Annotated in this window: 25 protein-coding genes; 13 read left to right on the forward strand and 12 right to left on the reverse strand. The window is 58.5% G+C overall.

All coding sequences use genetic code 11. The features are described 5' to 3' along the window. Window positions 1-44: 44 nt before the first annotated feature. The 4 genes from E5K02_RS21465 to E5K02_RS21480 form a co-directional block, all read right to left on the reverse strand. Entirely contained in the window at window positions 45-836 is a 792-nt protein-coding gene (locus E5K02_RS21465; RefSeq protein ID WP_135397843.1) for an SDR family NAD(P)-dependent oxidoreductase, read from the reverse strand. Between the two features lie 207 nt (window positions 837-1,043). Next, a complete protein-coding gene (locus E5K02_RS21470) occupies window positions 1,044-2,666 on the reverse strand; it encodes an SBBP repeat-containing protein (protein WP_135397845.1) in 1,623 nt (540 codons plus the stop codon). Window positions 2,667-3,285: 619 nt separating this feature from the next. Continuing rightward, window positions 3,286-4,023 (reverse strand): metal-dependent hydrolase, encoded by a 738-nt coding sequence (locus tag E5K02_RS21475; protein WP_167856531.1) that lies wholly within the window; start codon window positions 4,021-4,023, stop codon window positions 3,286-3,288. 93 nt (window positions 4,024-4,116) lie between these two features. Continuing rightward, on the reverse strand, window positions 4,117-4,404 hold the full coding sequence (locus tag E5K02_RS21480; RefSeq protein WP_135397848.1) for a hypothetical protein: 288 nt from the start codon (window positions 4,402-4,404) through the stop codon (window positions 4,117-4,119). Between the two features lie 205 nt (window positions 4,405-4,609). Here E5K02_RS21480 and E5K02_RS21485 point away from each other — a divergent pair, with 205 nt between their 5' ends. Both E5K02_RS21485 and E5K02_RS21490 read left to right on the forward strand, forming a co-directional pair. Continuing rightward, window positions 4,610-5,020 carry a hypothetical protein gene (locus tag E5K02_RS21485; RefSeq protein WP_135397850.1) on the forward strand — a complete coding sequence of 137 codons (411 nt, stop codon included), beginning with the start codon at window positions 4,610-4,612 and terminating at the stop codon, window positions 5,018-5,020. A gap of 106 nt (window positions 5,021-5,126) precedes the next feature. Beyond that, window positions 5,127-5,534: a DoxX family protein gene (locus tag E5K02_RS21490; RefSeq protein WP_135397852.1), complete on the forward strand. Its 408-nt coding sequence runs from the start codon at window positions 5,127-5,129 to the stop codon at window positions 5,532-5,534. 170 nt (window positions 5,535-5,704) lie between these two features. On the opposite strand, the gene E5K02_RS21495 is transcribed toward E5K02_RS21490, so the two are convergent. Together E5K02_RS21495 and E5K02_RS21500 are read right to left on the reverse strand one after the other, a co-directional pair. Continuing rightward, a complete protein-coding gene (locus tag E5K02_RS21495) occupies window positions 5,705-6,148 on the reverse strand; it encodes a hypothetical protein (protein ID WP_135397853.1) in 444 nt (147 codons plus the stop codon). A gap of 79 nt (window positions 6,149-6,227) precedes the next feature. Then, window positions 6,228-6,566 carry a winged helix-turn-helix transcriptional regulator gene (locus tag E5K02_RS21500; RefSeq protein WP_135397855.1) on the reverse strand — a complete coding sequence of 113 codons (339 nt, stop codon included), beginning with the start codon at window positions 6,564-6,566 and terminating at the stop codon, window positions 6,228-6,230. Between the two features lie 177 nt (window positions 6,567-6,743). Between E5K02_RS21500 and E5K02_RS21505 the strand changes: the two genes are divergently transcribed. Then, the gene (locus E5K02_RS21505) at window positions 6,744-7,505 is read left to right on the forward strand and encodes an MBL fold metallo-hydrolase (protein WP_135397857.1); all 762 of its coding nucleotides are present in this window, start codon (window positions 6,744-6,746) and stop codon (window positions 7,503-7,505) included. Between the two features lie 261 nt (window positions 7,506-7,766). Here E5K02_RS21505 and E5K02_RS21510 read toward each other — a convergent pair whose 3' ends face one another. Together E5K02_RS21510 and scpA are read right to left on the reverse strand one after the other, a co-directional pair. Then, window positions 7,767-8,216: a hypothetical protein gene (locus E5K02_RS21510; protein WP_135397859.1), complete on the reverse strand. Its 450-nt coding sequence runs from the start codon at window positions 8,214-8,216 to the stop codon at window positions 7,767-7,769. A 1,405-nt stretch (window positions 8,217-9,621) separates the two neighbouring features. Beyond that, the gene (gene scpA, locus E5K02_RS21515; RefSeq protein WP_135397860.1) at window positions 9,622-11,757 is read right to left on the reverse strand and encodes a methylmalonyl-CoA mutase; all 2,136 of its coding nucleotides are present in this window, start codon (window positions 11,755-11,757) and stop codon (window positions 9,622-9,624) included. 210 nt (window positions 11,758-11,967) lie between these two features. On the opposite strand from scpA, the gene E5K02_RS21520 reads away from it, so the two are divergent. Continuing rightward, entirely contained in the window at window positions 11,968-13,170 is a 1,203-nt protein-coding gene (locus E5K02_RS21520) for a PorT family protein (RefSeq protein ID WP_135397862.1), read from the forward strand. Between the two features lie 234 nt (window positions 13,171-13,404). Here E5K02_RS21520 and E5K02_RS21525 read toward each other — a convergent pair whose 3' ends face one another. Then, window positions 13,405-15,183 (reverse strand): methylmalonyl-CoA mutase family protein, encoded by a 1,779-nt coding sequence (locus tag E5K02_RS21525; RefSeq protein WP_135397864.1) that lies wholly within the window; start codon window positions 15,181-15,183, stop codon window positions 13,405-13,407. A gap of 168 nt (window positions 15,184-15,351) precedes the next feature. On the opposite strand from E5K02_RS21525, the gene E5K02_RS21530 reads away from it, so the two are divergent. The 4 genes from E5K02_RS21530 (at window position 15,352) to dnaA (ending at window position 20,278) form a co-directional block, all read left to right on the forward strand. Further along, on the forward strand, window positions 15,352-16,587 hold the full coding sequence (locus E5K02_RS21530; RefSeq protein ID WP_135397865.1) for a porin family protein: 1,236 nt from the start codon (window positions 15,352-15,354) through the stop codon (window positions 16,585-16,587). 240 nt (window positions 16,588-16,827) lie between these two features. Beyond that, window positions 16,828-17,589: a 5'-nucleotidase C-terminal domain-containing protein gene (locus E5K02_RS21535; protein ID WP_240737390.1), complete on the forward strand. Its 762-nt coding sequence runs from the start codon at window positions 16,828-16,830 to the stop codon at window positions 17,587-17,589. A 125-nt stretch (window positions 17,590-17,714) separates the two neighbouring features. Continuing rightward, window positions 17,715-18,641: a bifunctional metallophosphatase/5'-nucleotidase gene (locus tag E5K02_RS21540; RefSeq protein ID WP_135397867.1), complete on the forward strand. Its 927-nt coding sequence runs from the start codon at window positions 17,715-17,717 to the stop codon at window positions 18,639-18,641. A gap of 143 nt (window positions 18,642-18,784) precedes the next feature. Then, complete coding sequence (dnaA, locus tag E5K02_RS21545) at window positions 18,785-20,278, forward strand: chromosomal replication initiator protein DnaA (protein ID WP_135397869.1); 1,494 nt, start codon at window positions 18,785-18,787, stop codon at window positions 20,276-20,278. A 145-nt stretch (window positions 20,279-20,423) separates the two neighbouring features. Here dnaA and E5K02_RS21550 read toward each other — a convergent pair whose 3' ends face one another. Together E5K02_RS21550 and E5K02_RS21555 are read right to left on the reverse strand one after the other, a co-directional pair. After that, window positions 20,424-20,924 carry a hypothetical protein gene (locus E5K02_RS21550; RefSeq protein ID WP_135397871.1) on the reverse strand — a complete coding sequence of 167 codons (501 nt, stop codon included), beginning with the start codon at window positions 20,922-20,924 and terminating at the stop codon, window positions 20,424-20,426. A 130-nt stretch (window positions 20,925-21,054) separates the two neighbouring features. Then, window positions 21,055-21,483 carry an OsmC family peroxiredoxin gene (locus E5K02_RS21555; protein ID WP_206026001.1) on the reverse strand — a complete coding sequence of 143 codons (429 nt, stop codon included), beginning with the start codon at window positions 21,481-21,483 and terminating at the stop codon, window positions 21,055-21,057. Between the two features lie 102 nt (window positions 21,484-21,585). Here E5K02_RS21555 and E5K02_RS21560 point away from each other — a divergent pair, with 102 nt between their 5' ends. From E5K02_RS21560 to E5K02_RS21580, 5 genes are all read left to right on the forward strand, one after another. Beyond that, entirely contained in the window at window positions 21,586-22,089 is a 504-nt protein-coding gene (locus tag E5K02_RS21560) for a hypothetical protein (RefSeq protein ID WP_135397873.1), read from the forward strand. Next, the gene (locus E5K02_RS21565; protein WP_135397875.1) at window positions 22,090-23,583 is read left to right on the forward strand and encodes a GH3 family domain-containing protein; all 1,494 of its coding nucleotides are present in this window, start codon (window positions 22,090-22,092) and stop codon (window positions 23,581-23,583) included. Between the two features lie 63 nt (window positions 23,584-23,646). Further along, a complete protein-coding gene (locus tag E5K02_RS21570) occupies window positions 23,647-24,261 on the forward strand; it encodes an SMI1/KNR4 family protein (RefSeq protein ID WP_167856533.1) in 615 nt (204 codons plus the stop codon). A gap of 18 nt (window positions 24,262-24,279) precedes the next feature. Further along, entirely contained in the window at window positions 24,280-24,699 is a 420-nt protein-coding gene (locus E5K02_RS21575; protein ID WP_135397879.1) for a hypothetical protein, read from the forward strand. After that, on the forward strand, window positions 24,678-25,142 hold the full coding sequence (locus tag E5K02_RS21580) for a 3-oxoacyl-ACP synthase (RefSeq protein WP_135397881.1): 465 nt from the start codon (window positions 24,678-24,680) through the stop codon (window positions 25,140-25,142). The genes E5K02_RS21575 and E5K02_RS21580 overlap by 22 nt, the downstream gene beginning before the upstream one ends. A gap of 12 nt (window positions 25,143-25,154) precedes the next feature. Here E5K02_RS21580 and E5K02_RS21585 read toward each other — a convergent pair whose 3' ends face one another. Next, a complete protein-coding gene (locus E5K02_RS21585) occupies window positions 25,155-25,637 on the reverse strand; it encodes a hypothetical protein (protein WP_135397883.1) in 483 nt (160 codons plus the stop codon). Between the last annotated feature and the right edge of the window lie 188 nt (window positions 25,638-25,825).

The raw sequence follows: 25,825 nt of genomic DNA on the forward strand, positions 1-25,825 counted from the left end.
ACGTGAAGTAAGGCCGCTTTCTTATTAGCAAGCACTACTACTTCCTAGGCAATACTGCGAATCACGCCGCCGTCGACCCGCACCGAAGCGCCGTTGGTGGCGGCCGCCAGCGGGCTAGCCAAATAGGCGACCATAGTGGCAATTTCGTCGGTGGTGGCAAAGCGCTGCAGCAGCGACGACGGCCGGGCCTGCTGGAAGAAGTCGTGCTCGGCCTCTTCCTTGGTTTTGCCTTCGGCCGACAGCTTGCTCAAAAACTCCTGCACGCCCTCGGAGGCCGTGGGGCCGGGCAGCACCGAGTTAACCGTGACATCGGTGCCCTTCGTCAGCTCGGCCAAGCCCCGGGCTACGCCCAGCTGGGCCGTTTTGGTGGTGCCGTAGTGAATCATTTCCTCCGGAATCTGTAGGCCCGATTCGCTGGAGATAAACAGGATACGGCCCCAGTTCTGGGCCAGCATCAGCGGAAAATACTGGCGCGACAGGCGCACTCCGCTCAGCACGTTTACTTCAAAAAAGCGGAGCCACTCGTCGTCGGTGATGTCGGCAAACGGTTTGGGTTCGAAAATACCCACGTTGTTCACCAGAATATCTACCGTGGGTACTTCGCGCAGTAGACGCTGCACCTCGTCGGCCCGGCCAAAATCGACGGCTACCCCGCGCACGTTGGCCTGGGGCGTAGCGGCCAGAATCGTGGCCTGGGCTTCTTCCAGGCGGGCTGCCGTGCGCCCCGTCAGAATTACCTGGGCGCCCTCGGCCGCCAGCCGTTGCGCAATAGCCAAGCCGATGCCAGCGGTGGAGCCCGTAACCAGCGCTACTTTATTGGTGAGGTGTAAATCCATAGCAAGACAAGAGTAGAGGAAAAGAGAAATTCTCTCTTAAACCGCTCTGCCCCGATTTTGTCTGCTTCCCCCACCGAAATCGGCCTGGCTGTTCACGTACAGCTACACCCCAACCGCCCGAACCGCCCTGCCAAGCCAAAGGCCCGACGGGACGGTTCGGGTGGTTGAAACAGCTGACGCAAGGCGCTCCGTGAAGCGGAGGTGTGGCTACTGAATGGTTACCCGCTGGGTTGTTACCTGCTGGTTGTGCTCCAGATTCAGTACGTACAGGCCGCGGGGTAGGCTGGAGGTATCAAAGCTGGTTTCAGCAGTGGTGCCGGCGGTGCTACGCAGGGTCTGGCGGGCTACGATTCGTCCGAACGGATTGTACAACGTGGCAATTATGGCCTGGTCGGCTTCCGAGGCCTGGATGCGGAGCGTGAAGCGGCTTTGCGCGGGGTTGGGAAATACGCTCGATTCCAACGCTACGGGCTCGGCCTGCTGGCGGGCCCGGGAAGTAGCCGTGCCGAGGCGGGCCAGGTAGCAGTTGGTGGCCGTGCCGGCCGTGGCATACGGCCCAAACTGGCAAGTGCCCGTAGCCGTGCCGGCCGTGTACACGGTATTGCGCCCATCCAGAATCAGGGAGCTGCCGGTGCTGCTGCCGGGACCTCCTACCAAGGTGGTGCGGGCTATTTGTCCCGTAGGCTGGAGCTGGGTAATAAAGGCCTGGTTATTGGCCTGCGAACCGGTCAGGTACGCTATGCCGGCCGTTTTGTCGATGGCAATATCCGTCGGGAAGTCGTAGTTGGCTCCCCCCATAGCCGTAGCCCATTCTGCCTGGCCCTGGGGCGTATACCGCGTCATGAAAATGTCGGCGCTGCCGTTGCTGATCAGAGTAGTGGCGCCAAATGAGGCTGTGCCGCTGAAGCTGTCGGCCAGGTAGATTTTGCCGGCCGCATCGGTGCCCAGGCTACGCCCGTCGCCGTAGCCGGCCGGCGCCAGGGCCCACTGCACCTGGCCCTGGGCTGCACTGAAGCGGATCAGAAACAGGTTGCTGTCGGAGTTGGCCGGCTGCAGGGTTGTGCCGTCAATAGTGAGGCTGCTGAAAAAATTGCCGCTCACGTAGCAGTTGCCGGCCGCATCCACGGCCGTGGCGCGGCCGGTGCTGGGAGCGTAGGCGTCGGCCGGCGCATCCCACACTTTGGCCCAGCGAACAACGCCCTGGGTGGTGTAGCTGGCTGCAAAGGCCTTGTTTTGGCGGTTGGTGAAGCTCAGGCGGCCAAACTGCACGGTGCTGCCGCTCACGCTGCCGGTTACGTAGCTGTTGCCGGCCGCATCTACCGCCACCGACCAGCCTTTGTTGGTAGCGTACCGTTCCGGGGCGGTGCTGCTGGCCTGCTGCACCCAGCTGATGCTCCCGGCGGCAGAGCACTTGAGTAGGAGCACGTCCTCCGCATCGGGGGTTTGGGAGGTGAGCTGGGCGTTGCGGCCGTAGCTGAGCGTGCCCCGGAAAGAGCCCGTCACGTAGCTGTTGCCGCTCCGGTCAACAGCAATGCTGGTGGGCAGTACATCGTCGCTGACGCTGAGCTGGGTGGTGTGCAGCACCCGGCCACTGGCATCGACGCGGGCAATGTAGAGGCAGCGGCCAGGACCGGTCAGGCGGCGGTTGCCGAGTTGCAGACTGTTATCAAAGCGGCCCGTTACCACAAAGTCGCCGGTAGGCGAGCAGGCAATGTCAGCCACGGAATTCACGCCTTCCACCGACTGCAGCCAGTTCCAGGTGGGTGTTTGCGCTTGGGAGATAGACGAATAACCAACGAGTAGAGCGAAAGCGAGAAAAAGTTGTTTCATAGCGAAATGGAGGGGTGGGGAATGACTTGATACAAGTGAAATGGGGGAGATGGTGAAGTAAGAAACAGCCTGCTGCCGGTCGCAGGAGAAGCCAATGCGTCGAAAACCAAGGGGAACAACGGCCCTGGGTGTTGCAAAGCCGGAGTCTGGCTGCAGGCCCGGCAGCTGAAAGGGAAACGAAGGGGAAAAAAGAAAGCCGTAGCCGCGGAATATCTGCTAATGATATGCCGGATGCTGGTCCAAGCCCAGCTTAACGTGTTGCTAAAGAGTAACTAAGAATAATTCTGCCCAACTGCCGCCAGTAAGCTCCTTACCAGCCATCGACCAACCTCTTCAAAAAAGAGCACAAAGAGGGAGGTGCCACGATCCAACTACTTATCCTAAAAATGAAATTATTAAATCTTATTTATAAATGACATAATCCTATCAAAAAGAATTTTGGCTTTCCCGCCATTACTGATCAGCTTGATTAGGGCGGTAATACGGGCCCTTGTGTTCCAGAGCCCGAAAACAGACCACCGTAGACCCTTCAAAAAAGAGCCTACGGTGGAGAAAGAAATTTTTGTGGTTGCTGCCGCCTGTTGCTATCCGGTGGGTATGCTGGCAAAGTCCGTTGGGTCTATTTCGCTAAAGTGCTAAGCTCCAGTGTCTCGCCCGCCCGTAAGGCGTGCACTTGCACCGCGTCCGCAGGGGATAGGTAGGCGCGCAGCTGCTCGGGAGTGCCGACCAGGGAAGCAAAGGTGCCGTAGTGAAACGGCACCACGTGGGGCACCCGCAGCAGCCGGGCGGCCAGAGCAGCTTCGCGCGGCCCCATGGTGTACCGGTCGCCGATGGGCAGCAAGGCTACAGTGGGCTGGTAGAGCTCGGCGAGCAGGCGCATGTCACCAAACAGGGCCGTGTCGCCGGCCGCGTAAAGCACGGTTCCATCGGAAAAAGCCAGGATATAGCCCACGGCCTCGTGCTGAAAACCGGTTTTGTTACCCGGCAAATCGACATGGGCCGCGTGGTGGCCCACGGTCATGGTCAGGCGCAGATCCAGCACCTCAACGCCACCGCCGACATTCATGGCCTCAAACTGCTCGGGCGGCACGCCTTGCTCATACAAGTAGAAGCGCACGGGAGCCGGCGCCACCACTTTAGCACCCGTGCGGGCCAGCAGCGCGGGCAAATCGGGGTCGAAATGGTCGTCGTGGCCGTGCGTAATCAGCACCAAATCGACGTGCTCAGGGTGCCGGAGTTCCTGGGGTATATACGGGTTGGTTGCCAGCCAAGGGTCGAGCAGGATAACGCGGCCCTCGGGCGTGGTGAGGCGGAAGCTGGCGTGACCCAGAAACTGAAGCAGGGTAGGTGCAGGCATAGCGAATAGGGAAGGTATGGGGCCGCAAAATAGCATCCCGTAGCTGCAGATTCCTGCCCGTCGTTTTTTGCCTTACAAATCGAAAGAAAGGATTTAGGCCCACACCGGCTGCCAGGTTTGCTCGGCTACGGCGGCGGTGTTAGTCGAGAGGAAGTCGTTGTAGAGCTGCTCGGCTCCGCCTTGGTCTACCAGCGGGCGGCCTTCGGTGGGCAGCACCAGCAGCGCTTCCTGGCCGCCCAGGCCCAAGGCCGCGCTGAGCTCCTGCTGCAGCCGGGCCACGTCGCCTTCGTAGGACTCTTGAATCTTAACTACGGTTAGCGGCTGGCCGTTGTGCTCGATGCGGGCAAACACGCCGGCCGGAATAATGGGGTTGGGTTCCATGTAGTAACTGGTACGATAGTTTCTCTGCGTTACGCAGAAGCAGACCGGAATGGCCATGTCCGCCGGACGCTTGCAAACAAGACACTGATACGGAGGGCGGATTTTTACTGGCTACTGCATCTTCCGCAAACTAATCTGTGGCCTTTCTGCGTGGCTTTTCGATACTTTTGCCGTTCTCCGCCCTCTCCTTTTTTCGCCGTATTGCATGTTGGCCTTCTCTCCTGTCTATTTTGAAAATGCTGCCGGCCGGGTGTCCGAGCACCCCAGCGGATTTGCCGTAGTGAAGTGGCATAAGGGCGTCCGGCGGCTGGAGGATTTTAAAGAGGCGCTTCAGCACCTCGACCGGCTACTACGCCAGCGCCGCTGGAGTAAACTTATTGCCGACCAGCGCGACCTGACGCCTTTCACGGCCGAGGAACGTACCTGGACCCTGGAGGAGTGGCTGCCCCTGGCCGTGGGCAACGGGCCCTACCGCTTTGCCGCTGTGCTGCTGCCTTCCGATGTATTTGCCCGCCTGGCCTCGAAGTCCATCATGTCGGAGTCGCAGGAGAAATTTCTGGCTTATCAGTTCTGTGAAAGCGAAAACGAGGCGGTGGCCTGGCTGCTGACGCAATGAAAGGACTGGGCCGGCTGCGGAACCGCAGCTCCAGCCTTGCCTGCTTATCCTATTTCGTGGGGCTTCGTAGTAAGAGCATCATCTACTCTTTAACCCGACGACCTGTATGAACGACACCGTCTCGCGCTACGCCCCCTACGTGTACGCCCTGCTGCGCATCGTGGTGGGACTCATGTTTGCCATGCACGGCAGCCAGAAGCTGCTGGGTTTCCCCGGCGACAAACCTCCCGTTGAGCTAGCCTCGCTGATGGGGCTGGCCGGTATTATTGAGTTGGTCGGCGGGCTGCTGATAGCCGTGGGCCTGCTTACGCGCGTGGCTGCTTTTATCAGCAGCGGCACTATGGCGGTGGCTTACTTTATGGCCCATGCGTCCAACGGGCTGCTGCCCATCATCAACCAAGGCGAACTGGCAGTGGTATACTGCTTCGTATTCCTCTACATCTGGGCCCACGGCCCCGGTATCTGGAGCATCGACAGCATGATTCGCCGCCCTGACCCGGTTCCGGTGCGGTGAATTGCCGGCTTTTTGCTTTCCATACCAGCTGCCCCCGATTATTCCGCTTTGGCTTAATCGGGGGCAGTTCGCGTGTAGGCGGATCGGGCAGGCAGTTGCGGAAAGGTGGCCTCCGCCTTGGCTGGTGTCGGCTCCGGCCGAGCCAACTGCCCAGCTAGAGCCGGAGTGATTTATAAAACCTGGCTGGCGTCCAGCGCCGTTTGTCCGGCTACTGCGCCGGGCAGCTGGGTGCGGCTTAACAGCTGCGCTAGCCGCTTGGGCAGCTGGGCCACTGTGAGGGGCAGCGCCGGCCGGGCCACGAGGTGGTAGCGGGTATCGGCCCGCTCGTGCAGGCGGGTTTTCTCGAAGGAGAACAGGCCACGCCGGGCGTAGCGGGCAAAGCTCTGGTAACTGCCGGCTTCTTCGGAGCCGTCTTCTACTTCCGCCGCGGTGGCGGCCGTCGTGTCGGGTAGCGTCAGGAAGTACTGGTGCAGCTCCAGCAGCACTTCCTGGGAGGCCGCCACCGACTCGGGCAAAATGCCGCCGCCCGAGGCTACGTGCAGGATGTGGCCCTGAATATCGGTGGCAAACCAATCGATGTCGGCGTCTTCCTGGTCTAGTTCGTCGATGCGCATAGCGGGGGCGAGAGGAGGTGAGGCGGCAAAAGTAGCGGGAAAGTTTCGCTGGCGTTTCTGCTTGGGGCAGGCAGTGCGCTTAGGAAATCTGCACCACGCCTTCAATATGGGTTACGGCCCACTGGTCGAGGCGGCGCAGGATGGGCGCCAGCTCGGCACCCTTGGTCGAAAGCTGGTAGGTGACTTCGGGCGGGAAACCGTTGTGCACGGTGCGCTCCACCAGCCCGGCCGCTTCCAGCTGCCGCAGCTGCTCGAGCAGCACTTTCTTGGATACCCGCGGAATGTCGCGCCACAGCTCGGAAAAGCGGCGCGGGCCGGAAAACAGGTGGAAGAAGATGATGGGCTTCCACTTGCCCGCCAGCAGGCTCAGCGCCACGCGGGTGGCGCAGAATTCAACGTCGTGGTAGGTATGGCGCATAGGGAGAAACAGAAGGGGAAACAAAAAGGTGAACAGGTTACCAGCCGGTAACCTTCTTGGGCCGAGGGTCGGGGTCGGGGTACTTTTGACGGGTTCGGGTCAGGCCCGAAACTGCACCAGTTCGACTTGGTTCCATGTACACCCAGACCACAACGTAACCCGCTTTCTCCATTCTCCATGCAAGTTCAATTAATTCGCAATGCCACGCTGCTCGTGAAGGTAGCGGGCAAAACCCTGCTGGTCGACCCGCTGCTGGCCCCGCGCTTCCAGTACGACCCGATACCGCAAACGGCCAACCCGGTGCGTAACCCGGTGGTCGACCTGCCGTTTGCGGCCGCCGAGCTGCCCGCCCTGCTGGCTTCCCTCGACGCGGTGCTGCTCACCCACACCCACCTCGACCACTGGGACACGGTAGCCCAGCAGCAGCTTCCCAAAGACTTGCCCATCCTGAGCCAGCCCGCCGATACCGAAACCCTGCGCGCCCAGGGCTTCACTCAGGTGCTGCCCATCGACAGCCAGCTCGACTGGGCAGGAATCCGCTTCTACCGCACCGGCGGGCAGCACGGCCTGGGCGAAATCGGACGGCGCATGGGTATCGTGTCAGGCTTCGTAGTAGAAGCCGAAGGCCAGCGCCTTTACGTAGCCGGCGACACCATCTGGTGCGAAGAAGTGCGTCAGGCCCTCGACCTCTACCAGCCCACTACCATCGTGGTAAACGCCGGCGCAGCTCAGTTCCTGCAAGGCGGCCCCATCGTGATGACGGCCGCCGATGTAGCCCAGGTGGCCCAACACGCCCCGCAAGCCACCATCTACGCCGTGCACCTGGAAGCCGTGAACCACTGCGCCGAAGACCGCGCCACTACCCGCGCCTACCTGTCCCAGCAGGGCCTCACCGCCCGGGTCCACGTGCCCGCCGACGGCCAGTGGCTGACTCTGTAGCGTAACCCTGGTTCCAGTCTGTCATTCCGAGTCCCGCGAGGAATCTCGCGTGCTGATGTTGTTTTCTCGGTCGTCCTAAATGCATAAAGGACCTTCTCACGCTGGAACGAGTCGGATCAACGATAATCGTGCTAGCATGAGAAGGTCCTTCGCAAGCTCAGGATGACAGACGAGGAATGCGCAATCCAGCTACCTAGCTGGTATGAATCGGCCTCAGAGCCGCAAGAGTGGATGCAGAAGCGGCGGAGACTTCTCTCGTGGTTATTGGATGATGCTGGTATCAAGGATAGCCACCTCCGCTACTGGCAAGGGTAGGGTGACTTGAGCTATAAGTGTAACAACGGCAGCAGGTAAAGTAGACAAGGTAATTCTTTGCATAGGAGCACCTACAAGATGATAATTAGTGTCCAGCAGCTGGTTGAGAGTTGTCTTATCGAAGGAGTAGAGGCCCCGCTGCACGTACTGGGTAAAGCTGCTCAGGTCGCCGCCGGTGGCAGCAGCTTCTGGCGTCACCTGGATTTGGTGCGTTAAGACTGGCAGGGATGTAAAGTAGTTGGCTATGTTCAGTATGGTTTTCTCCGGTAGCCGCCCCACTGCTGCGGGAACCAAGCCACCGCCAGACGCGAAATGGATCAGGTGGCCTTGGATGTCCACGGCAAACCAGTCAATATCCAGCCCGAAGTAGGCCTCTTGCTCGGGTGCGCTATGCATGGTTTCAGTGGGGATGGTAGTTGGGAAGGTAGCAAGTGGCTTGAGAAGCGGCGGGGGTAGAAACGAAAATGCCCTTTGCAGTCGCTCGGCCGTACCCACTTCTTTCGCATCGAGAAGATCTGCTACGAATTAACCTGTGCTAAGAATAGCAACTTAGCATTGTGGGAAGCTCGCAACAGAGTCGTTCTGGCGTAGGAGTCACTCGGCCTGGCCGAGCGGCTGTGGAGGCGCGCCATAATATTCCAGCAGTTTGCTGGTTAATATAGCTTCAACAGTTTCTGTATTTCGAGATTTAAAAAAGTAGTCCGTTATATCAGTGCCGTTCATAAAGCTGTAGCTGTCTCCATTATGAAAGTGTATAGTTGAATAGAAAGGAGCTGCCTTTGAAAAATTTGAAAAATGCTGAAAGCTATAATGCTTTGTTGACCAAAGTTTTTGAATTACTATAGCCTTCTCTGTAAGCGTGACGTTTATTGTAAGCACTAACACTAGTATTAGCACAAAACCTAACAGGCAAACCAGGCCTATGCTACTCAGAGGTCCCTGGAGTAGAAAATATTTGGCTGCTATTAAAGTAAGCATAGGTAATAGGAATATTAGGATAAGCCACTTCTTTATTCTGGACGAATGAAAGCCTAACGGGATATTTTGCATATACTTTTGTGCTGTATTTATCAACCTTTACTTTGCAGTAATTCGGCACTGCTGAATGACCGGGGGTTGTTGTTTACTGATGCAAACTTACTAGTTCATCGTTGCTCGCAAGAGTAGCCATCATGCTACCGATGGTATCTCTGTATTGAGCCGTGTTGGGGCTGTATATTGTGAGGTCGGTAGCAACTCGGTTTTTAACAAAGGATATGTTTTCTATATAATATAGCCGTTGACTACCATCGGCGCTACCGAGGCACCTCATGGCTATATAATTATTTAAGGTGTCAATAGTTATAGACAATAGCCTTAATGTGTTTCTGGTTCTTGTGTCCAAGGTAACTATACTGGAAGCTGCTGTTCTATTGATGTTGGTGAATGTTTGACGGCTTGTTCTGGAAAACAGCATGCAGTTGTTAACTCCTTCCGCCCGCACATTATAGGTAGTGTCAGTGTTAGAAATAATAGTGTCATAAGTGCTCGGTATGATTTGCCAATGTTTAGGTGTATTAATGGTGGCGTATTTATTCAAAGCAATCTTCTGGCTCAAAGCATGAGTAATGTCATTGGTTTTGTTATCTGATTGGCAGGAGATGATTAAAAAGCCGATAGTGATTAGTGTAACCGGCAATGAGGTGGGGAATCTGTTGCTGAACTTCATTGCTAATTAAGTGTGAGGTGGCATCATAATAGGATACAAAAAAGCCAAACGGTTACGCTTGGCTTTTTTGTACAAGTAAACTTTGGGAGCTATCTACTCCTCCAGCTTCCGCAGAATCTCCTGCGCCGCTACGGCAATAACCGTCCCGGGGCCATAGACGCCGACCACACCGGCTGAGTAAAGGAAGTCGTAGTCCTGGGCGGGGATGACGCCGCCGGCAATGACGAGGATGTCTTCGCGGCCGAGCTGGCGCAGCTCCTGAATCAGCTGGGGAATCAGGGTTTTGTGGCCGGCGGCGAGGCTGCTCACGCCCACTACGTGCACGTCGTTTTCGGTGGCTTGGCGGGCTACTTCGGCGGGGGTCTGGAACAGGGGCGCGATATCCACGTCGAAGCCCACGTCGGCAAAGGAGGTGGCAATGATCTTGGAGCCCCGGTCGTGGCCGTCCTGGCCCATTTTGGCCACCATCATGCGGGGGCGGCGGCCTTCAGCGGCGGCAAAGGCATCGGCGGCGGCCCGGGCCTTGGCAAACTCCTCGTCGTAGTTCATCTCGGCCGAGTACACCCCCGAAATAGCCCGGATGGTAGCCTGGTGGCGGCCGTACACGGCTTCGAGGGCATCGGAAATCTCGCCCAGCGTAGCGCGCAGGCGGGCCGCGTTGACGGCCAGTTCCAGTAGGTTGCCTTGCCCGCTGCGGGCGGCGTCGGTCAGGGCTTGCAAGGCGGCTTGCACGGCCTCATTATCCCGCTCGGCCTTGATTTTGGTGAGGCGGGCAATCTGGGACTCGCGTACGGCGGCGTTGTCGATGTCGAGCACGTCGATTTGCTGCTCGCCTTCGAGGTGGCGGTCGGTGAGGCGGTACTTGTTCACGCCCACCACCACTTCCTTGCCGGAGTCGATGCGGGCCTGCTTGCGGGCCGAGGCTTCCTCGATGCGCATCTTGGGCAGGCCGGTTTCAATGGCCTTGGCCATGCCGCCCAGGCTTTCCACTTCCTGAATCAGGGCCCAGGCTTTGTCGGCCAGCTCGTGGGTCAGGCTCTCGACGTAGTAAGAGCCACCCCAGGGGTCCACGACGCGGGTAATGTCGGTTTCGTGCTGGAGGTAGAGCTGGGTGTTGCGGGCAATGCGGGCCGAGAAGTCGGTGGGCAGGGCAATGGCCTCGTCGAGGGCGTTGGTGTGCAAACTCTGGGTGCCGCCCAGGGCCGCGGCCAGGGCCTCAATGGCGGTGCGGGCCACGTTGTTGAAGGGGTCCTGCTCGGTGAGCGAGTAGCCCGAGGTCTGGCAGTGGGTGCGCAGGGCCAGGCTTTTGGGGTTCTTCGGGTCGAACTGCTTCATGAGCTTGGCCCAGAGCAGGCGGCCGGCCCGCAGCTTGGCAATTTCCATGAAGTGGTTCATGCCGATGGCCCAGAAGAAGGAGAGGCGGGGCGCAAACTGGTCGACGTCCATGCCCACGGCCAGCCCGGCGCGCACGTACTCCAGGCCGTCGGCCAGGGTGTAGGCCAGCTCAATGTCGGCCGTGGCCCCGGCTTCCTGCATGTGGTAGCCCGAGATGCTGATGGAGTTGAACTTAGGCATGTGCTTGGCCGTGTAAGCGAAGATGTCGGCAATGATGCGCATGCTCGGCTCGGGCGGGTAGATATAGGTGTTGCGCACCATGAACTCCTTCAGAATGTCGTTCTGAATGGTGCCCGCCAGCTTCTCGGGGCTCACGCCCTGCTCCTCGGCCGCCGTGATGTAAAAGGCCATAATCGGCAGCACCGCCCCGTTCATGGTCATCGACACCGACATCTGGTCCAGCGGAATCTGGTCGAACAGAATCTTCATGTCTTCCACCGAGTCGATGGCCACGCCGGCCTTGCCCACGTCACCTTCCACGCGGGGGTGGTCGGAGTCGTAGCCCCGGTGAGTAGCCAGGTCGAAGGCTACGGAGAGGCCCTTCTGGCCTCCGGCCAGGTTGCGGCGGTAGAAGGCGTTGGATTCCTCGGCCGTGCTAAAGCCCGCGTACTGCCGGATGGTCCAGGGGTTCTGCACGTACATCGTGGCGTAGGGGCCGCGCAGGTAGGGCGCCGTGCCCGCCCCGAAGCCCAGGTGGTCGAGCCCAGCCACATCCTCGGCCGAGTAGTGACTTTTCACCGTGATGCCCTCGGGCGTGGTAGTGCCTTCCGTGGCAGGCGCGGCAGCAGGGAGCGGAGCGGCATTGTAGGGAATGTGGGCAAAATCAGGTTTCATCGGGCAAGCGAAAGGACGGGTGGTCGAAAACGAATTAAGGCAGGAAAGATACTTGGTTTAGCGCGAAAGAAAGTTTTGAGTGGTGTAGCAAGTAGATCTAATTATTCTATATTTGATTATTATTTCAATTGTTCAATATTCTATAACTGAATGACTACAAACTTACTTTCTCTATTTTCGTGGGTATCATCGGCGTTAATTGGCGTTGCCATGCTGACCGCTACCCCAACCTGTGCCCAGGTGGGGCGACAGCCCGGCTACATTTTGCCCCTGGCCGGCGACACCGTGCGGGGTATTGTGGTAATAGGCCGGGGCCAGAGCAATGCTCAGCTCTGCCAGTTTGAAGCCAGCGGGCAAAGCCAGACCAAGCAGTACACCCCCGGCGAACTGCGGGGCTACGGCACCACGGCCGGCCAGAGCTACGAAAGTCAGGCAGTCGTAGTGCCGCCTGCTCCTACTGCCCAGCCCGTATTCTTGGAAGTTGTCACGCGTGGTGCGCTGACTTTGTACGTGTTGCCGAGTGGCAACGCGGAGCGGTTTTTTCTGGCGGGCTACCGTCCCGGCAAGCTGGTGGAGCTGGAGCTGCGCACGGCCATGATTCAGCGCAGGGCCCAGCAGTTCCTGGCGAAGCAGCGGATGTACCAGGATACGCTGGCCCGGGCCTTTGCGGCTTGTCCGGCCCAGGCCAAGCGGTCGGCTACTGTCGAATTCCGGCTGGCTGATCTGGAGAAAGCAGTGCGCGGCTACAACTTGTGCGCCGCCCCCCAAACCGTCGGCAAGCGGGCCGCCAAGCGCGGCAGCTTCAGCTTCGGTGTCGTAGCCGGCTTAAGCGTGTTCGACCAGTTAACCTTGGGCGACGGCAGCAACACCGGAGACTTCAATCAGCAGTACGGCGGCAAGAATGCCCTGCGGGGCGGTTTGGAGGCCGTCTTCACGCCTGGTTTTAAGGGCGCCCCTCTGACGGTGCGCGTCACAGCGCTCTACGAACCCGGGCGCACCTTCACTTCCGAGCGTAACTTTTTCCCCCAGCAGTCTTACAATAAAAAGGCGGTGCTGGAATTTGACTACACGTCGTTTGCAGCGATACTGCGCTACCGCCTCGGGCAGCACCGCCTGCGGCCGTACTTCGAGGCGGGACCGGCTATTAATATGATTACCCGCGTAAAGCAGGATTATCTGACCTTTACCTCAACCACCTCCGGCAGCAAGCCCTACAACGAGAAGCTGCTGGGTGACTATAACTACTTCACTCTTGGCGGCGGGGCCGGGTTCGGGGTAGAAACGCTGATGCCGGGCGGTAATACTTTATGGCTGGGCGTACGGGCGGCATCCACGGCAGGCCCAGCCAAAGGCACGGAACGCTCGGGGGTAAAAAGCGTGTCCCTACTGGTGGGCTACACGCTGGGTCGCTAAGGTGGGCTGAGTAGGCCTTTACTGCGGCTTCTAATGGCTGTGCCTACCGACTTGCTCTACCCATCACTCTTTTCGGCATCGGCAGTGGAATAGCCGCTCAATGAGGAGGGCGTTGCCGGGTAGTCCCACAGGATTCCTTACCTACCCGGCTGTTTTCTCCACTCATAGCCTGGGTTTTAGGCATAACAAAAGGGTCCGCTACCGAGTAGCGGACCCTTTTGTATTCTGCATCACCTAGCGCCGGCCCTGCAGGCGGGCCAGTACGTCTTCGGTACTGTAGCCTTCCACGTTAAATTCCTTAAAGCCGAACAGCGACACGGCTTCCTGCATCGTGGCCAGGTCGGCGGTGAGCAGGGTAGGGGGAATAAAGTCGGGCTCGTCGACGGGCACGCGGCACACCACCCGGGCGAAGTGCCCAAACTGGTCGGGGGTGGCATACATCAGGGTGGCCGCCTCGGGCGTGGAAAATAGCACCGACAGCGTACCCTCCGGGTGGCTGGCTTTCAGCGCTAGACGTTCCTGGGTGGGCAGCAGCCGCAGAAACGACTCCAGAATCAGTTGATTGGTGTGGGTACCCAGTAGCACTACTGCTGCCCGCCGCCGCTTTTTCTCCCGGCGCTGAAAGTGCAGGGCGGTAGCCAGGCGCAGCACTTCGGACGGATAAGCGGCCCGCGTCGAATCAAACTCCTTGCTGCGCAACAGGCGCTTGGGGTTGTAGTCGAAGTGCTCCTGAGGGTTCTGAAACCGGTTGGTGCCCACAATAACCTGCTCGCCGGCGGCAATGCGCTGAAACTGGCTTTGGGCCACGGTGTGCAGTTCCTGCAGTACCATGCCAATAGCCGAGGGCAGGCCACCGGCCGCTTCCACCCGCTGAAAGGTAGCCCAAGCCTCGCGGGCCAGCTGGTCGGTAATGGTTTCCAGATAATAAGAACCGGCGGCGGGGTCGGCCACGCGGTTCAGCCCAGACTCCTCGCGCAAAATAATGGGCAGGTTGCGGGCTAGGCGGCTTGAAAACTCATTCGGGCTCTGGTAGAGCTGGTCGAAAGGAGCTACGCTAACCGCATTGGCCCCGCCCAGCACCGCGGCCATGGTTTCGGTCGTGACGCGCAACAGGTTGGTGTGCGGGTCAAGCGTCGTTTGTGACCAGGTCGAGGTTACGGCAAACAAGCGCAGGGCTGCCGCGGCCTCGGGAGGTAGCCCATAGGTGTGGAGCAGGGTAGCCCACAGGCGGCGCAAAGCCCGCAGTTTGGCTATTTCAAAAAAGTAGTTGGGGTTGAGGGCTACCTGTACCTGGAAAGCAGCCGCTACTTCCGCCACCGACACGTCTTCCGAGGGGAGCTGCTCCAGATACGTGGCTGCCGCGGCCAGGGTAAACCCAATCTGCTGGGTGATGGTCCCGCCACGGTTAGCAAAGAAGGCCCCGTTAAGCGTCAGCGCGCGAAACTCGGGCAGGTGGCGCGTCAGGCTGATAATCTTGCGCAGGCTGGCCAACTGCTGGGGCAGATCGGGGGTGTGGTCGGTTACGGGGTCGAAGCGCAGAAAGCCCCGCAGCCCAGCCGTGCCGGTAGCCAGCAGCCGCTCAACGAAGGCCAAGGCCCCTAGGCGGACGGAGAAGCCCAGGTAGGTAGTGGCCAATGGAAGCTTCTCGTGCAGGTAATTCACGTCAAAAGCCGGGGCATCTACCAAGTCGAAATAGATGCCGTCGGCGCCCCGGCTGAGTGCGTCGGCGGCCAGGTCGATGGCCTTATGGCCTTTATCGGCAGCGCCAACGGCATAGGTCGGGATATTCAGCCAGGCCCGGGCCGCATCAGTGGTTACAACAGCCGGAGTGAGGTCGGCCAGGGCCTCCCGATGGTAGAAGGGCTGCACGGTAAAGCCTTCATTGGTATGCCATTCCAGCGTGGCCGGGTCGGCCCCCTTCAAGTCACGGCTGATGCGCTCCTGCCAGGCAGCAGTGCTGATAGAATCAAATTCGGAAAATGAGACAGGCGTGGAGCGCGGTGTATCGGCCATAACGGAAGACGGTAATACGGGTGGATTGCGGCGCCATGGCGCGGCTTAAAGATACCGGATTGCCTGTAGAACCCCGCAGCAAGACTTGAATTCGGGAATTAGGGAAGTAGCTTTGTAGGTTGGCTGATGCCCATCGTGTGCTGATTCTTTTACCTATTGCTTTGTTGCATGTTCAAATTCTTACCCCTTACCCTGCTGGCTACGGTTGCCAGTGTTTCGTCCGTTATTGCCCAAAACGACTTCCGACCCGGCTATGTCGTGCCCACCTCCGGCGACACCATCCGCGGCTTGATCGACAACCGCGGTACCGTAACCCTGGCCCGGCAGATTCGCTTCAAGGCTTCGGCCGAGGGCTCTGTTACCGAATATGCCCCGGCCCAGTTGCGGGCCGCCGGCTTTACGCCGGGTCAAAATTATGAGTCCTTGTCAGTAGATGGCGGCCAGGCTTTCCTGGCTGTATTAGCTAAAGGACCAGTTTCGCTTTACCGGTATTCAGACCCCAACGACCGGCAGCACTATTATGTGTTGAGCGCAACCCGCCCCCTCACAGAATTGCTACAGCGTGATACGGTGCAGGAAGCTATGGTAAACGGTGCTGCCAAGCGCGTTAAAGTCCGCGCCTATCCTTTCCGTAAAGTGTTGGCTTCTTCTTTTACAGGCTGCTACACTATTACTGGTGATCTTGCCCGGGCCGAGTTAAAGGAATCTACGCTTATTCGGCTGTTCCAAAGTTATTACAGCTGCCAGGGCGGTGCCAGCACAGGCACAATCCGAACGCGTCGGGAGAGCAAGCTTAGGTTTAGCGTTGTTGGGGGCCTCAATCAGGGTTCGTATCTCTTTGCCGAATACAAGAATACGAGCGTGGATATAAAGTCAAAGCAGCGACCTATTGTTGGGATAGGCTTAAGCTATACTCCGGGTAGCTTCAATGAAAAGTTTGCTATTAGCATGGAGGTGCTACATTTTAAAAATCACACCATTGGCTATTACGAGCGGATGGGTGGGGGCACCAATACCTTTGGAACTGCTAAAGTCACTGTTGACTTGAACTGGACATCCATATCTGTTCCAGCCATGTTTCGCTACACATTCGCGCCTAACAGAGCAATTACTCCTTTCTTCCAAGTTGGTCCGCAGGTTTCCTATCGGCTGAGTCCGAAGGCTAGCTATACCATCCGGGAAGACCTAAATAATGGAGATAAGTTTCAAGTTACGAATGAATTAGCCGTGAAGCAGCTAAGTGTGTACGGAGTAATCGGTGCTGGGGCGCAAATCTCACTCGGCCACCTTGGGACCATTCGTCCAGAGGTACGCTATATGGCTACTGATAAATCCTCAGATACCGGCCAACTTTCCAATGAAAATATCCTCAACTTTCTGCTGACCTATAGCTTCGGCAAATAACCAGCCGAGCCTTTTGACAACGAGCAGTGCTGCCCGCAAGCCGGGCGGCACTGCTCGTTGTCGGTTAGTAGTGCCACACTTAGAACCCTGACACTACCTGTTTTGCCTGCCCGATGCCGGACAAGGAATATCAAATGCTGGTAAGTTTATACGCGCTATAGTCAACGTCGCAAATCGGGAACGGTACGGGGCGAAAACTGTGTACTAGGCGTATCTTTGCGGCCTGCCTTTCCAACTCCTATGCAATTTCTCCGTTCCCGTGTTGCTGCCCTTAGCCTGCTGACGGCTACTTTTCTGGTTTCAGCTTGTCAGCGGGGTGGCTACCAGGCCACGCCCCAACTGGCGCCCGTAACGGCTCAGCCCGTCAGCAAAACCCAGCCTGAAGACCCCAAGGCGGCCGCTACCATTGAGCCCTACCGGCAGCGCGTCACCCAGCAGATGAACGAAGTACTGGGCGTAGCGCCGGTTGCCATTACCAAAAACAACGGGGAGTCGCCGCTGGCCAACTTTGTGGCCGACTTGCAGCGGGAGCGGGCCAGCGCAGTTCTCAAGCAGCCCGTGGATGTAGGAGTCATGACCAATGGGGGCTTGCGCGCCAGTTTGCCCGCCGGCCCCATTACCATGGGCTCCGCTTTCGAGCTCATGCCTTTCGAGAATGAGCTGGTTGTGCTCGACACGCCCGGCCCGGTAATGCAGGACATGCTCAACTACGCGGCCCGGATCAAAATGGCGCTGTCGAATGTGACCTACACGGTGGGAGCCGACAACAAGCCAACCAACGTGCTGATCGGCGGCAAGCCCTTCGACCCAGCCCGCACCTACACCATCGCCATTTCCGACTACCTGGCCGGTGGGGGCGACCAGATGGTGTTCTTCAAGTCCATCAAGCCTCGCAGCACCGGCGTATTGCTTCGTAGCGCCATCGTCGACCACATCCGCGGCCTGACCAAAGCCGGCAAGCCCGTGGAAGCCAAGGTCGAAGGCCGGGTGAAAGTAATGTGATTTGCGGAGGGGAGAATGTGCCCGGGTGCTCAGGAATAGCTCGCCGAGAGGCGGCAGCAGCAGCCCAACGCATTATCCACCCCACATTATCACATCAGCACAGTAATCATTAGCCCAGTAATCCCATGAATCGTCGCGATTTTCTCAAGCATACATCCCTCGGTGCGGCTGGCCTGGGCCTGATGGGCCTCAGCCTGCCCGCCGTAGGCCGCGATACGAAGAATGTGCGCCTAACTATTCTGCACACCAACGACATGCACTCGCGCATCGAGCCGTTTCCGGACAATAGCGCGCAGTGGGCCGGTATGGGGGGCATGGCCCGGCGCGCCAGCCTGATTGAGCAAATCCGGAAGCAGGAGCCCAACGTGCTGCTGCTCGACTCGGGCGACATCTGGCAGGGTACGCCCTACTTCAACTTTTTCAGCGGGGAGCTAGAGTATAAGCTCATGACCCAGATGGCCTACGACGCCAGCACCCTGGGCAACCACGACTTCGACAACGGGCTGGAAGGTTTGAAAAAGCAGCTGCCCAATGCGGGCTTTCCTTTCCTGATTGCCAATTACGACTTCTCCCAGACCATTCTGGCCGGACAGTTCAAGCCCTACAAAGTGTTTGAAAAGGCGGGCCTGCGCATTGGCGTGTTCGGCATCGGCATCGAAATGCAGGGCCTGATTTCGGACCGCAACATTGGGGGCACCAAGTACCTAGACCCGGTGGCTACTAGCCAGTCCATGGTCACGCAGCTGCGCGGCCCCGAGCGGTGCGACATGGTTATCTGTCTTTCCCACCTGGGCTACAAGTACGAAAGCGCCAAAATCGACGACCACAAGCTGGCTGCCCAAGTGCCCGGCATCGACCTGATTCTGGGCGGGCACACCCACACCTTCCTGGAGAAGCCGGACGTAATCCTGGGGGCTGGTGGTCACCAAACCCTGATTAACCAAGTGGGCTGGTCGGGCATCAATCTGGGCCGCCTCGACTATTCCTTTGAACACGGCTCGAAGCGCCTGGCTGTCGCCAGCTCATCCGTAGTGCCTGTAACGACGGCGTGAGAAAAACAAGGAAAAGAGGGTTTTTTTGTGTCCTGACTTTTCCACATTTTTGTCTCCCCCTAGAAAAAACGGGCTGTTTTCGCCCCGTTTCTGACCCTATTGTCCGCCCTGTAAGCACTTGTTGCTTTTGTCTTAACTAATTGATGCTGAAGGATTGCCGAACCGTATGGGCCAACTGTCTTCGCGTCATCAAGGCTAATATTGGTGAGCAAAGCTTCCGCACGTGGTTTGAGCCAATCGTGCCGGTGCAGCTCCACAATAACGTCCTGATCATCCAGGTGCCCAGCCAGTTTTTTTACGAATGGCTGGAGGAGCACTATGTCGATGTCCTAAAGAAAGGTATCTACCAGGAGCTAGGTCCGGAAGGCCGCCTGGAGTACTCTATCGTCGTCGATCAGGGCAACAGCCAGAACAAGCCCCGCACGGTCAATATCCCGACGGCCCGCAAAGCGGCGGCGCCTACGCAGGCGGCTACGCCGGCCGCCGCCATTGCCGCCAGCGCCCTCACCGGCTCGGCCCGCAACGTGGCCGCGGCTGCTGCGGCCCCCGACACCAGTAACACCCTGCGTAACCCGTTTGAAGCCACCAAGGCCATCGACCGGAACTACGTGAAGTCGCAGCTCAACAACACGTATTCCTTCGAAAACTACGTGGAAGGCGACTGTAACCGCCTGGCCCGCTCGGCGGGTTTGGCCGTGGCCAATAAACCCGGCACGACTTCCTTCAACCCGCTGATGGTGTACGGCGGCGTAGGCTTGGGTAAAACCCACCTGGTGCAGGCCATTGGTAACCACATCAAGGCTACCTCGCCCGATAAGTTCGTGCTCTACGTCTCGGCTGAGAAGTTCACGAACCAGTTTATCGAAAGTCTGCGCAACAACGGGGTGCAGGACTTCGCCAATTTCTACCTGCTCGTCGACATCCTGATTCTGGACGATGTGCAGTTCCTCTCGGGCAAGGACAAGACCCAGGAAATGTTCTTCCACATCTTCAACCACCTGCACCAGGCTGGCAAGCAGATTGTGATGACCTCCGACAGGCCCCCCCGCGACCTGAACGGGTTGGAAGACCGGCTGTTGTCCCGCTTTAAGTGGGGCCTCACGGCCGACTTGCAGAGCCCGGACTTCGAGACCCGCATGGCCATCATCCAGAACAAGATGGAGCAGGATGGCATCGATATTCCGCCGCAGGTAGTGGAGTACCTGGCCCACTCGGTGAATACCAACGTGCGGGAGCTGGAGGGCGTCTTGATTTCCCTGGTAGCCCAGAGTAGCCTGAACCGCCGGGAAATTGACTTGGAAATGGCCAAGCAGGCCCTGCGCCACATCATTGAGGAAGTGGAGGCCGAAGTAAACCTGGACTTCATTCAGAAAACCGTGGCCGAGCATTTCGGCATTTCCTTGGACTTGCTTAAGGCCAAAACCCGCAAGAAGGAAGTTGTGACGGCTCGGCAGGTGGCCATGTACTTTGCCAAGGAGCACACCAGCCACTCGCTCAAGAGCATCGGTTTCCACTTCGGCGGCCGCGACCATAGCACCGTGATTCACTCCGTGCAGACCGTTTCCGACCTGATTGATAGCGACAAAAACTTCCGCAACACGATAGTAGACCTGCGGAAGAAGTTTGCTGGCAAGTAAGCTAAACGGTTTTTTCGGCTACCTGTTATCCGCACTCCTGCTTACCTCCTTGCCAAAGGCGTATACATGTAGAAAGCCCTTTACCATGCGCTGGTAAAGGGCTTTCTACATGTTATAGGACTGCCGCGGGCGGGCATGTCAACAGTTACAGCTTGGGAGCCGGGGCCGTTTCGCGCAGCGTGATGTTGTACTGGGCGGCAAAGCGGCGGATTTCGTTGCGGAAGTTTTCCCGGCGCTTCGGGCCTTTTACTTCCCGTAGGTTCAGGGTGTAGAGGTCGTTGGAGCGCAGGCGGATGCGTAGTTGCATGGGCGCCAGGTCGATGGCCTCAATCTCCTCGGCGGCAAATACCTGCTTGGGCCGGAACAGGCCGCCCTTGTGCACGATGTAGCCGGGCGTAAACTCCAGGTAGCTCTGCGTACCAAAAATGGGCGCGTTGTGCACCAGCACGTAGCCGATGTACACCAGGCTGAACACCAAGAACACGTAGTGCAGGAAGTGGTAGTCCTGCTCGCCCTGGCCGGCGGCAATCAGAAAGACGGTGTAGGCAATCCAGAGCGCGCCGATGAGCATCTGGCCCCAGAACGGAACCTTGGACGTGTCGGCGGGCCGCAGGCGGATGCGGGTGGTTTTGGTAACGCTGGGCATAGAGAGTAGAAGTCTGACAACAAAGTAAACGAAAAACCGGCAAGGCGCCGGGCCGTGCTGGTTTCTAGTTGTTCGTCGCTGGTTGCCCGTGGTTAGATCGTGCTGATTCCTACCAACGAACAACCAACAACTACTTCAGCGTCGCCGAAGCCAGCTCCATTTCCGGCACGGCCTTGAGCAGGGCCGAAATCGGGCAGTGCTCCTTGGCGTTTTCGGCCTGCTTCTGGAATTCTTCCTGGGTAATGCCTTCTACTTCTCCTTCGGTGGTGAGCGTGATTTTAACCACTTTGGGCACGTCGCCCGAGGTGTCGAGCGTCACTTTCGACTCGGTCCGGATCTGCTTGACCTGGGCGCCAGCCTTGGTGAGCTGGCCGGTCAGGAACATGGTGTAGCAGCCCGCGTGGGCCGCCCCGATGAGCTCCTCGGGGTTGGTGCCTTTCTGGCCTTCAAAGCGGGCCCCAACCGAGTAGGGCGCTTTCACCGTGCCGCTCTGGGTCGAGATTTCGCCGCTGCCTTTGATGTCGCCGTTCCAAACGGCATTTCCGCGCTGATTGATCATGATGGGTTGGTGTTAGGGTTGTGTGATAGTGTATACTGGTTGAGCTACGAAGGAGTTGACCAGATGTGACTATGTGGCGTCTGCTGCCTATTTTCACGGCTTATGCCCGCCCTTACTCCGTTTAGCGCTTCCTTACCCACTCAAATTCGCCGCTTGCTTATTGGCCTAAGTTGGCTGGGGTTGCTGCTGTCTGGGGTAGATCTGCTAGCCGCTGAGTGGGCTTACGAGACGACGAACCACGACCTGTTAAGGGTGTTTGATATTGTTAAAAACGGTTTTTTGGCGCTTTGTCCAATCGGAATGTGGCTGCAATTTGGGCCGCGGCTGTCAGCTAAGTGGCGTAGTCTGGCTGATCTGGCGTTGTGCCTGGTCCTTTTTCCCTGGTGGCTGTATTGCGGCCTGTTGCTGCTCAACGAAGACCAGTCGCCTTGGCAGGATGAGCGGGTGTTAGCGACGACCTCGGCGCCGCAAACCCGTATAGTTCGTCAATACCAAGATACTTTTGTCACGAGTAACACGCGCTACCGAGTCGTCCGGCTCACGCCGCTGGGCTGGTGGTGGCAACGGGTAGAGCCCGTTGATACATCTGAATTCCCTCTCTACTAAATGGGTCTGAAATCTGCCCTGAGCCGGCCGCTGGCGGCTTACATTCACCACCGCTACCACAAGTGGCAGCAAGACCCCGTCGCTACCCAGCAGCGCGTGTTCCGGGCCCTGATGGCTAAAGGCTGCCACACCGCCTTCGGGCGCGACCATGACTTTGCCAGCATTCGGACGCCCGCCGACCTGGCCCAGCAGGTGCCCGTGCGCGATTACGAAGCCCTGGCTCCGTACGTCGAACGGGTGAAAGCCGGGGAGGCCGACGTGCTCTGGCCCGGCAAGCCCGAGTACCTGGCCAAAACTTCGGGCACGACTTCCGGCGCCAAGTACATTCCCCTGACCAAGGACAGCATCCCGAACCACATCAACGGGGCCCGGGATGCGCTGTTTCACTACATCCACGCCACGGGCAACAGCCGCTTTCTGGACGGCAAGCTCATGTTTTTGTCCGGCAGTCCGGAGCTGGAGAAAGTGGGCGGCATTCACACCGGGCGGCTGTCGGGCATCGTCAATCATCACGTACCGGCCTATTTACGCCGCAACCAATTGCCCTCGTATTCCACCAACATCATCGAGGACTGGGAAACCAAGCTCGACCATATCATCGAGGAAACCCTGCCCGAAAACATGACCCTGATTTCGGGCATTCCGCCCTGGGTGCAGATGTACTTCGACAAGCTGGTCCAGATTACGGGCAAGCCGGTGAAAGACATCTTCCCGCAGTTCGACCTGTTCGTCTACGGTGGGGTCAACGTTGAGCCCTACCGGGCCAAACTCTTCGACACCATCGGCCGGTCCGTGGACAGCATCGAGTTGTTTCCGGCCTCCGAGGGCTTTCTGGCCTTCCAGGACGAGCCCGGCAACCCCGGCCTGCTGCTGCTGCTCGACGCGGGCATTTTCTACGAGTTTATTCCCGCCGAGCGGTTTTTTGAACCCAATCCGCCCCGGCTCACCATCGGGGAGGTGGAGCTGGATAAGCAGTACGCGTTGGTGCTCAATTCCAACGCCGGCCTCTGGGGCTATAGCCTCGGCGACACGGTGCGCTTTGTGAGCAAGACCCCATATCGGGTAGTCGTCAGTGGCCGCATCAAGCACTTTCTGTCGGCTTTTGGTGAGCATGTCATCGGGGAGGAAGTCGAGCAGACCCTGCGCGAGGCTATGAGCCGGTTTTCGGAAGTCGAAGTGGTAGAATTCACCGTGGCCCCGCGCGTAAGTGCCGACCCGCAACAGCCTTCGCGCCACGAGTGGCTGGTCGAGTTTGCCCGCCCGCCCCACGATGCTGCCGCCTTTGCCGCCGCCCTGGATGCCGGGCTGCGCCGCCGCAACGTGTACTACGACGACCTGCTTTCGGGCAGCATTCTGGCCCCGCTCCAGCTCACGCCGCTGCCGGCCGGGGCGTTTCAGCGCTACATGAAAAGCCTGGGCAAGCTCGGCGGGCAAAACAAAGTGCCCCGGCTGAGCAACGACCGTGTTATTGCCGACGCGCTGTCGGCCGTTTAAGTAGCTTGGTGAAAGCAGGACCACCGGGATATGCCGAACGAATTATTTCCAACCACTACCAATATGGCGAATGCACGAAGCTGGCCGGATCTACTCGGGCAAATCAGCCGGGAAGTCTTGTCTGATCCGGATTTTATCAGCGGAAACCGAGCTTCCCTGATTACCGAGGAGCAGCGCCAAAACCAGTGGCTCGGGGCGCCTGGGGCTACCACAGCGGCGCTAGAGGCTTTGGAGCAGCGTCTGCAGATACCGCTGCCGCCCTCGTACCGGGCGTTTCTACAAGCGTCGGATGGGTTTGGCCCACTCGACTACTTTATCTGGCGGCTGAAGTCCAGCGTGGAAGTCGACTGGCTGGTGAAGACGGAGGCTGAATTGGTGGAAATGTGGGAGGTTGACGTCGAAACCATCCCGAGCGTGCCCGACGAGGAGTATTTCATCTACGGCGATGGGCAAAACGAAATTCAGGTGCGCGGGGAGTATTTCCGGGGCCTGTTGATGATATCTGACTGGGGCGACGCCGGGTTCCTGGCCCTCAACCCCGATGTGCAGCACCAGGGCGAATGGGAAGCCTGGCATTTCGCCAACTGGATGCCGGGGGCCGTCCGCTACCGTTCCTTTGCCGAGCTGGTGCAGGCGCATTTGGCCAGCTACCAAGCCATGAAAGAAGGGCGCTCATAACAACAAGCACTACTGCAGATGGAAGGAAAGATTAAAGTTGCTGCCAGCGTAGACTATGATAAGGACTGCATTTTTGATGTATTCATCCGCAAGGACAATAGTGAAACGCATATCACCTTCGATGGAGCAGTTGATACGTGGCAGGGCTTTGCTAAGCAGTTGATAGGGTTTCCTAGAAACGTGGCAGATACGGCAGTTTTCAGTGTTGAGGGGAATAGCCATAGAGACACACTGTTGCTTGCCGCGTACTGCTATGATGGTGCTGGGCATACAGCCCTTAGGGTAGCGACTGATAATAATGCTGACTTGCCTGCTAGATGCAAAATGGAGTTCTCAATCCGGGCTGAAGCAGCATCCCTAAACAAATTGGGCCGGCTTCTATTGGGCTGGTCGGTTGAAAATGACTCTGAAATAGTATGGGAAGCCCAAACGAGTTAACAAAACAAACTCTCTACACGCTCTGCCAGCAATACGTCCAAGACCGGCTCGACGCGGTGCAGGCGGCCGTGCAGGCCGCCCAGGAATCGGCCAACAGTGAAACCAAGAGCAGCGCCGGCGACAAGTACGAAACCGGCCGCGCCATGGCCCAGAACGAGCGGGACCGGAACCTGGTGCAGCTTCAGCAGGCCCGGCAGCTGCAGGCCGAGCTGCTGCGCATCGACCCCACCAAGCCCTGCGACACGGTGCGGCCCGGGTCCTTGGTCCAGACCAGCATGGGCTGGTTTTTTATCAGCATCAGCGCCGGCAAGCTTACGGTAGATGCCACCGACTACTTCGCCGTATCGGCGGCCGCCCCGGTAGCGGCGGCTCTGAGTGGCAAGCGGGTTGGAGAAGAAGCGGTGTTCAACGGCAAGCCGCTGCGCATCAAAACTATCGGGTAACTTTATCCGGGTCTACAGCTTCGGCAGCAGACCCGAAATGCCTTTGATGTTGAGCCGCACGAAATTCTTGACCCGCTCGAACTTGGCGGTAGTTTCTTCCAGCTCCTCGTCCTTGTCGAGCTTGCTGGGGCGGTGGGTATCGAGCAGTACAAAGATGCTGTCGGCAATATCGATGTAGCCCAGAATCATGAGTAGCAGCAGCTTTTTTTCGTCTTCCTGGTAGCTTTTGGTCCGCACGGCCTTCACCAGACTGTCGAGCTGGTTGGTTTCGTCGATGAACAGGTCGCGGAGGTAGAGCCGCTGCTGCTGGTAGCCAGCTAGTTGCTCGGGCTCGGTTTGGGCGGCCGAGAACGGGAAGGAGGTCGTGAAGCTAACGGCAGCGCGGAAGTCTTTTTCGGCGGCGTACACGGTTTCCAGGTGCTTTTGCAGGCTGGTCCAAAGACCGTTGCGGGCTTTGTCGAAGGCGGAAGCTGGGGTAGGAGCGGAGCTAGTCATGGAAAAGGCGGAATACGGCTGCAAAAGTACAGGCTTCGGCCGCGCCTTCGCTGCTTTCCTCACAAATTCACCACGCCGGTTCCTGCGAGCGGCGGTTAGTCTGCCCGGTTTCGGCGCGGGCAGCCCGCGCCGAATGCCGCCAATACCGTTGGGCTTTCCCGATAACTGAAAGTTCGGCTTACTTTTGC

It is taken from the genome of Hymenobacter metallicola, assembly GCF_004745645.1.
Lineage (GTDB): Bacteria > Bacteroidota > Bacteroidia > Cytophagales > Hymenobacteraceae > Hymenobacter > Hymenobacter metallicola.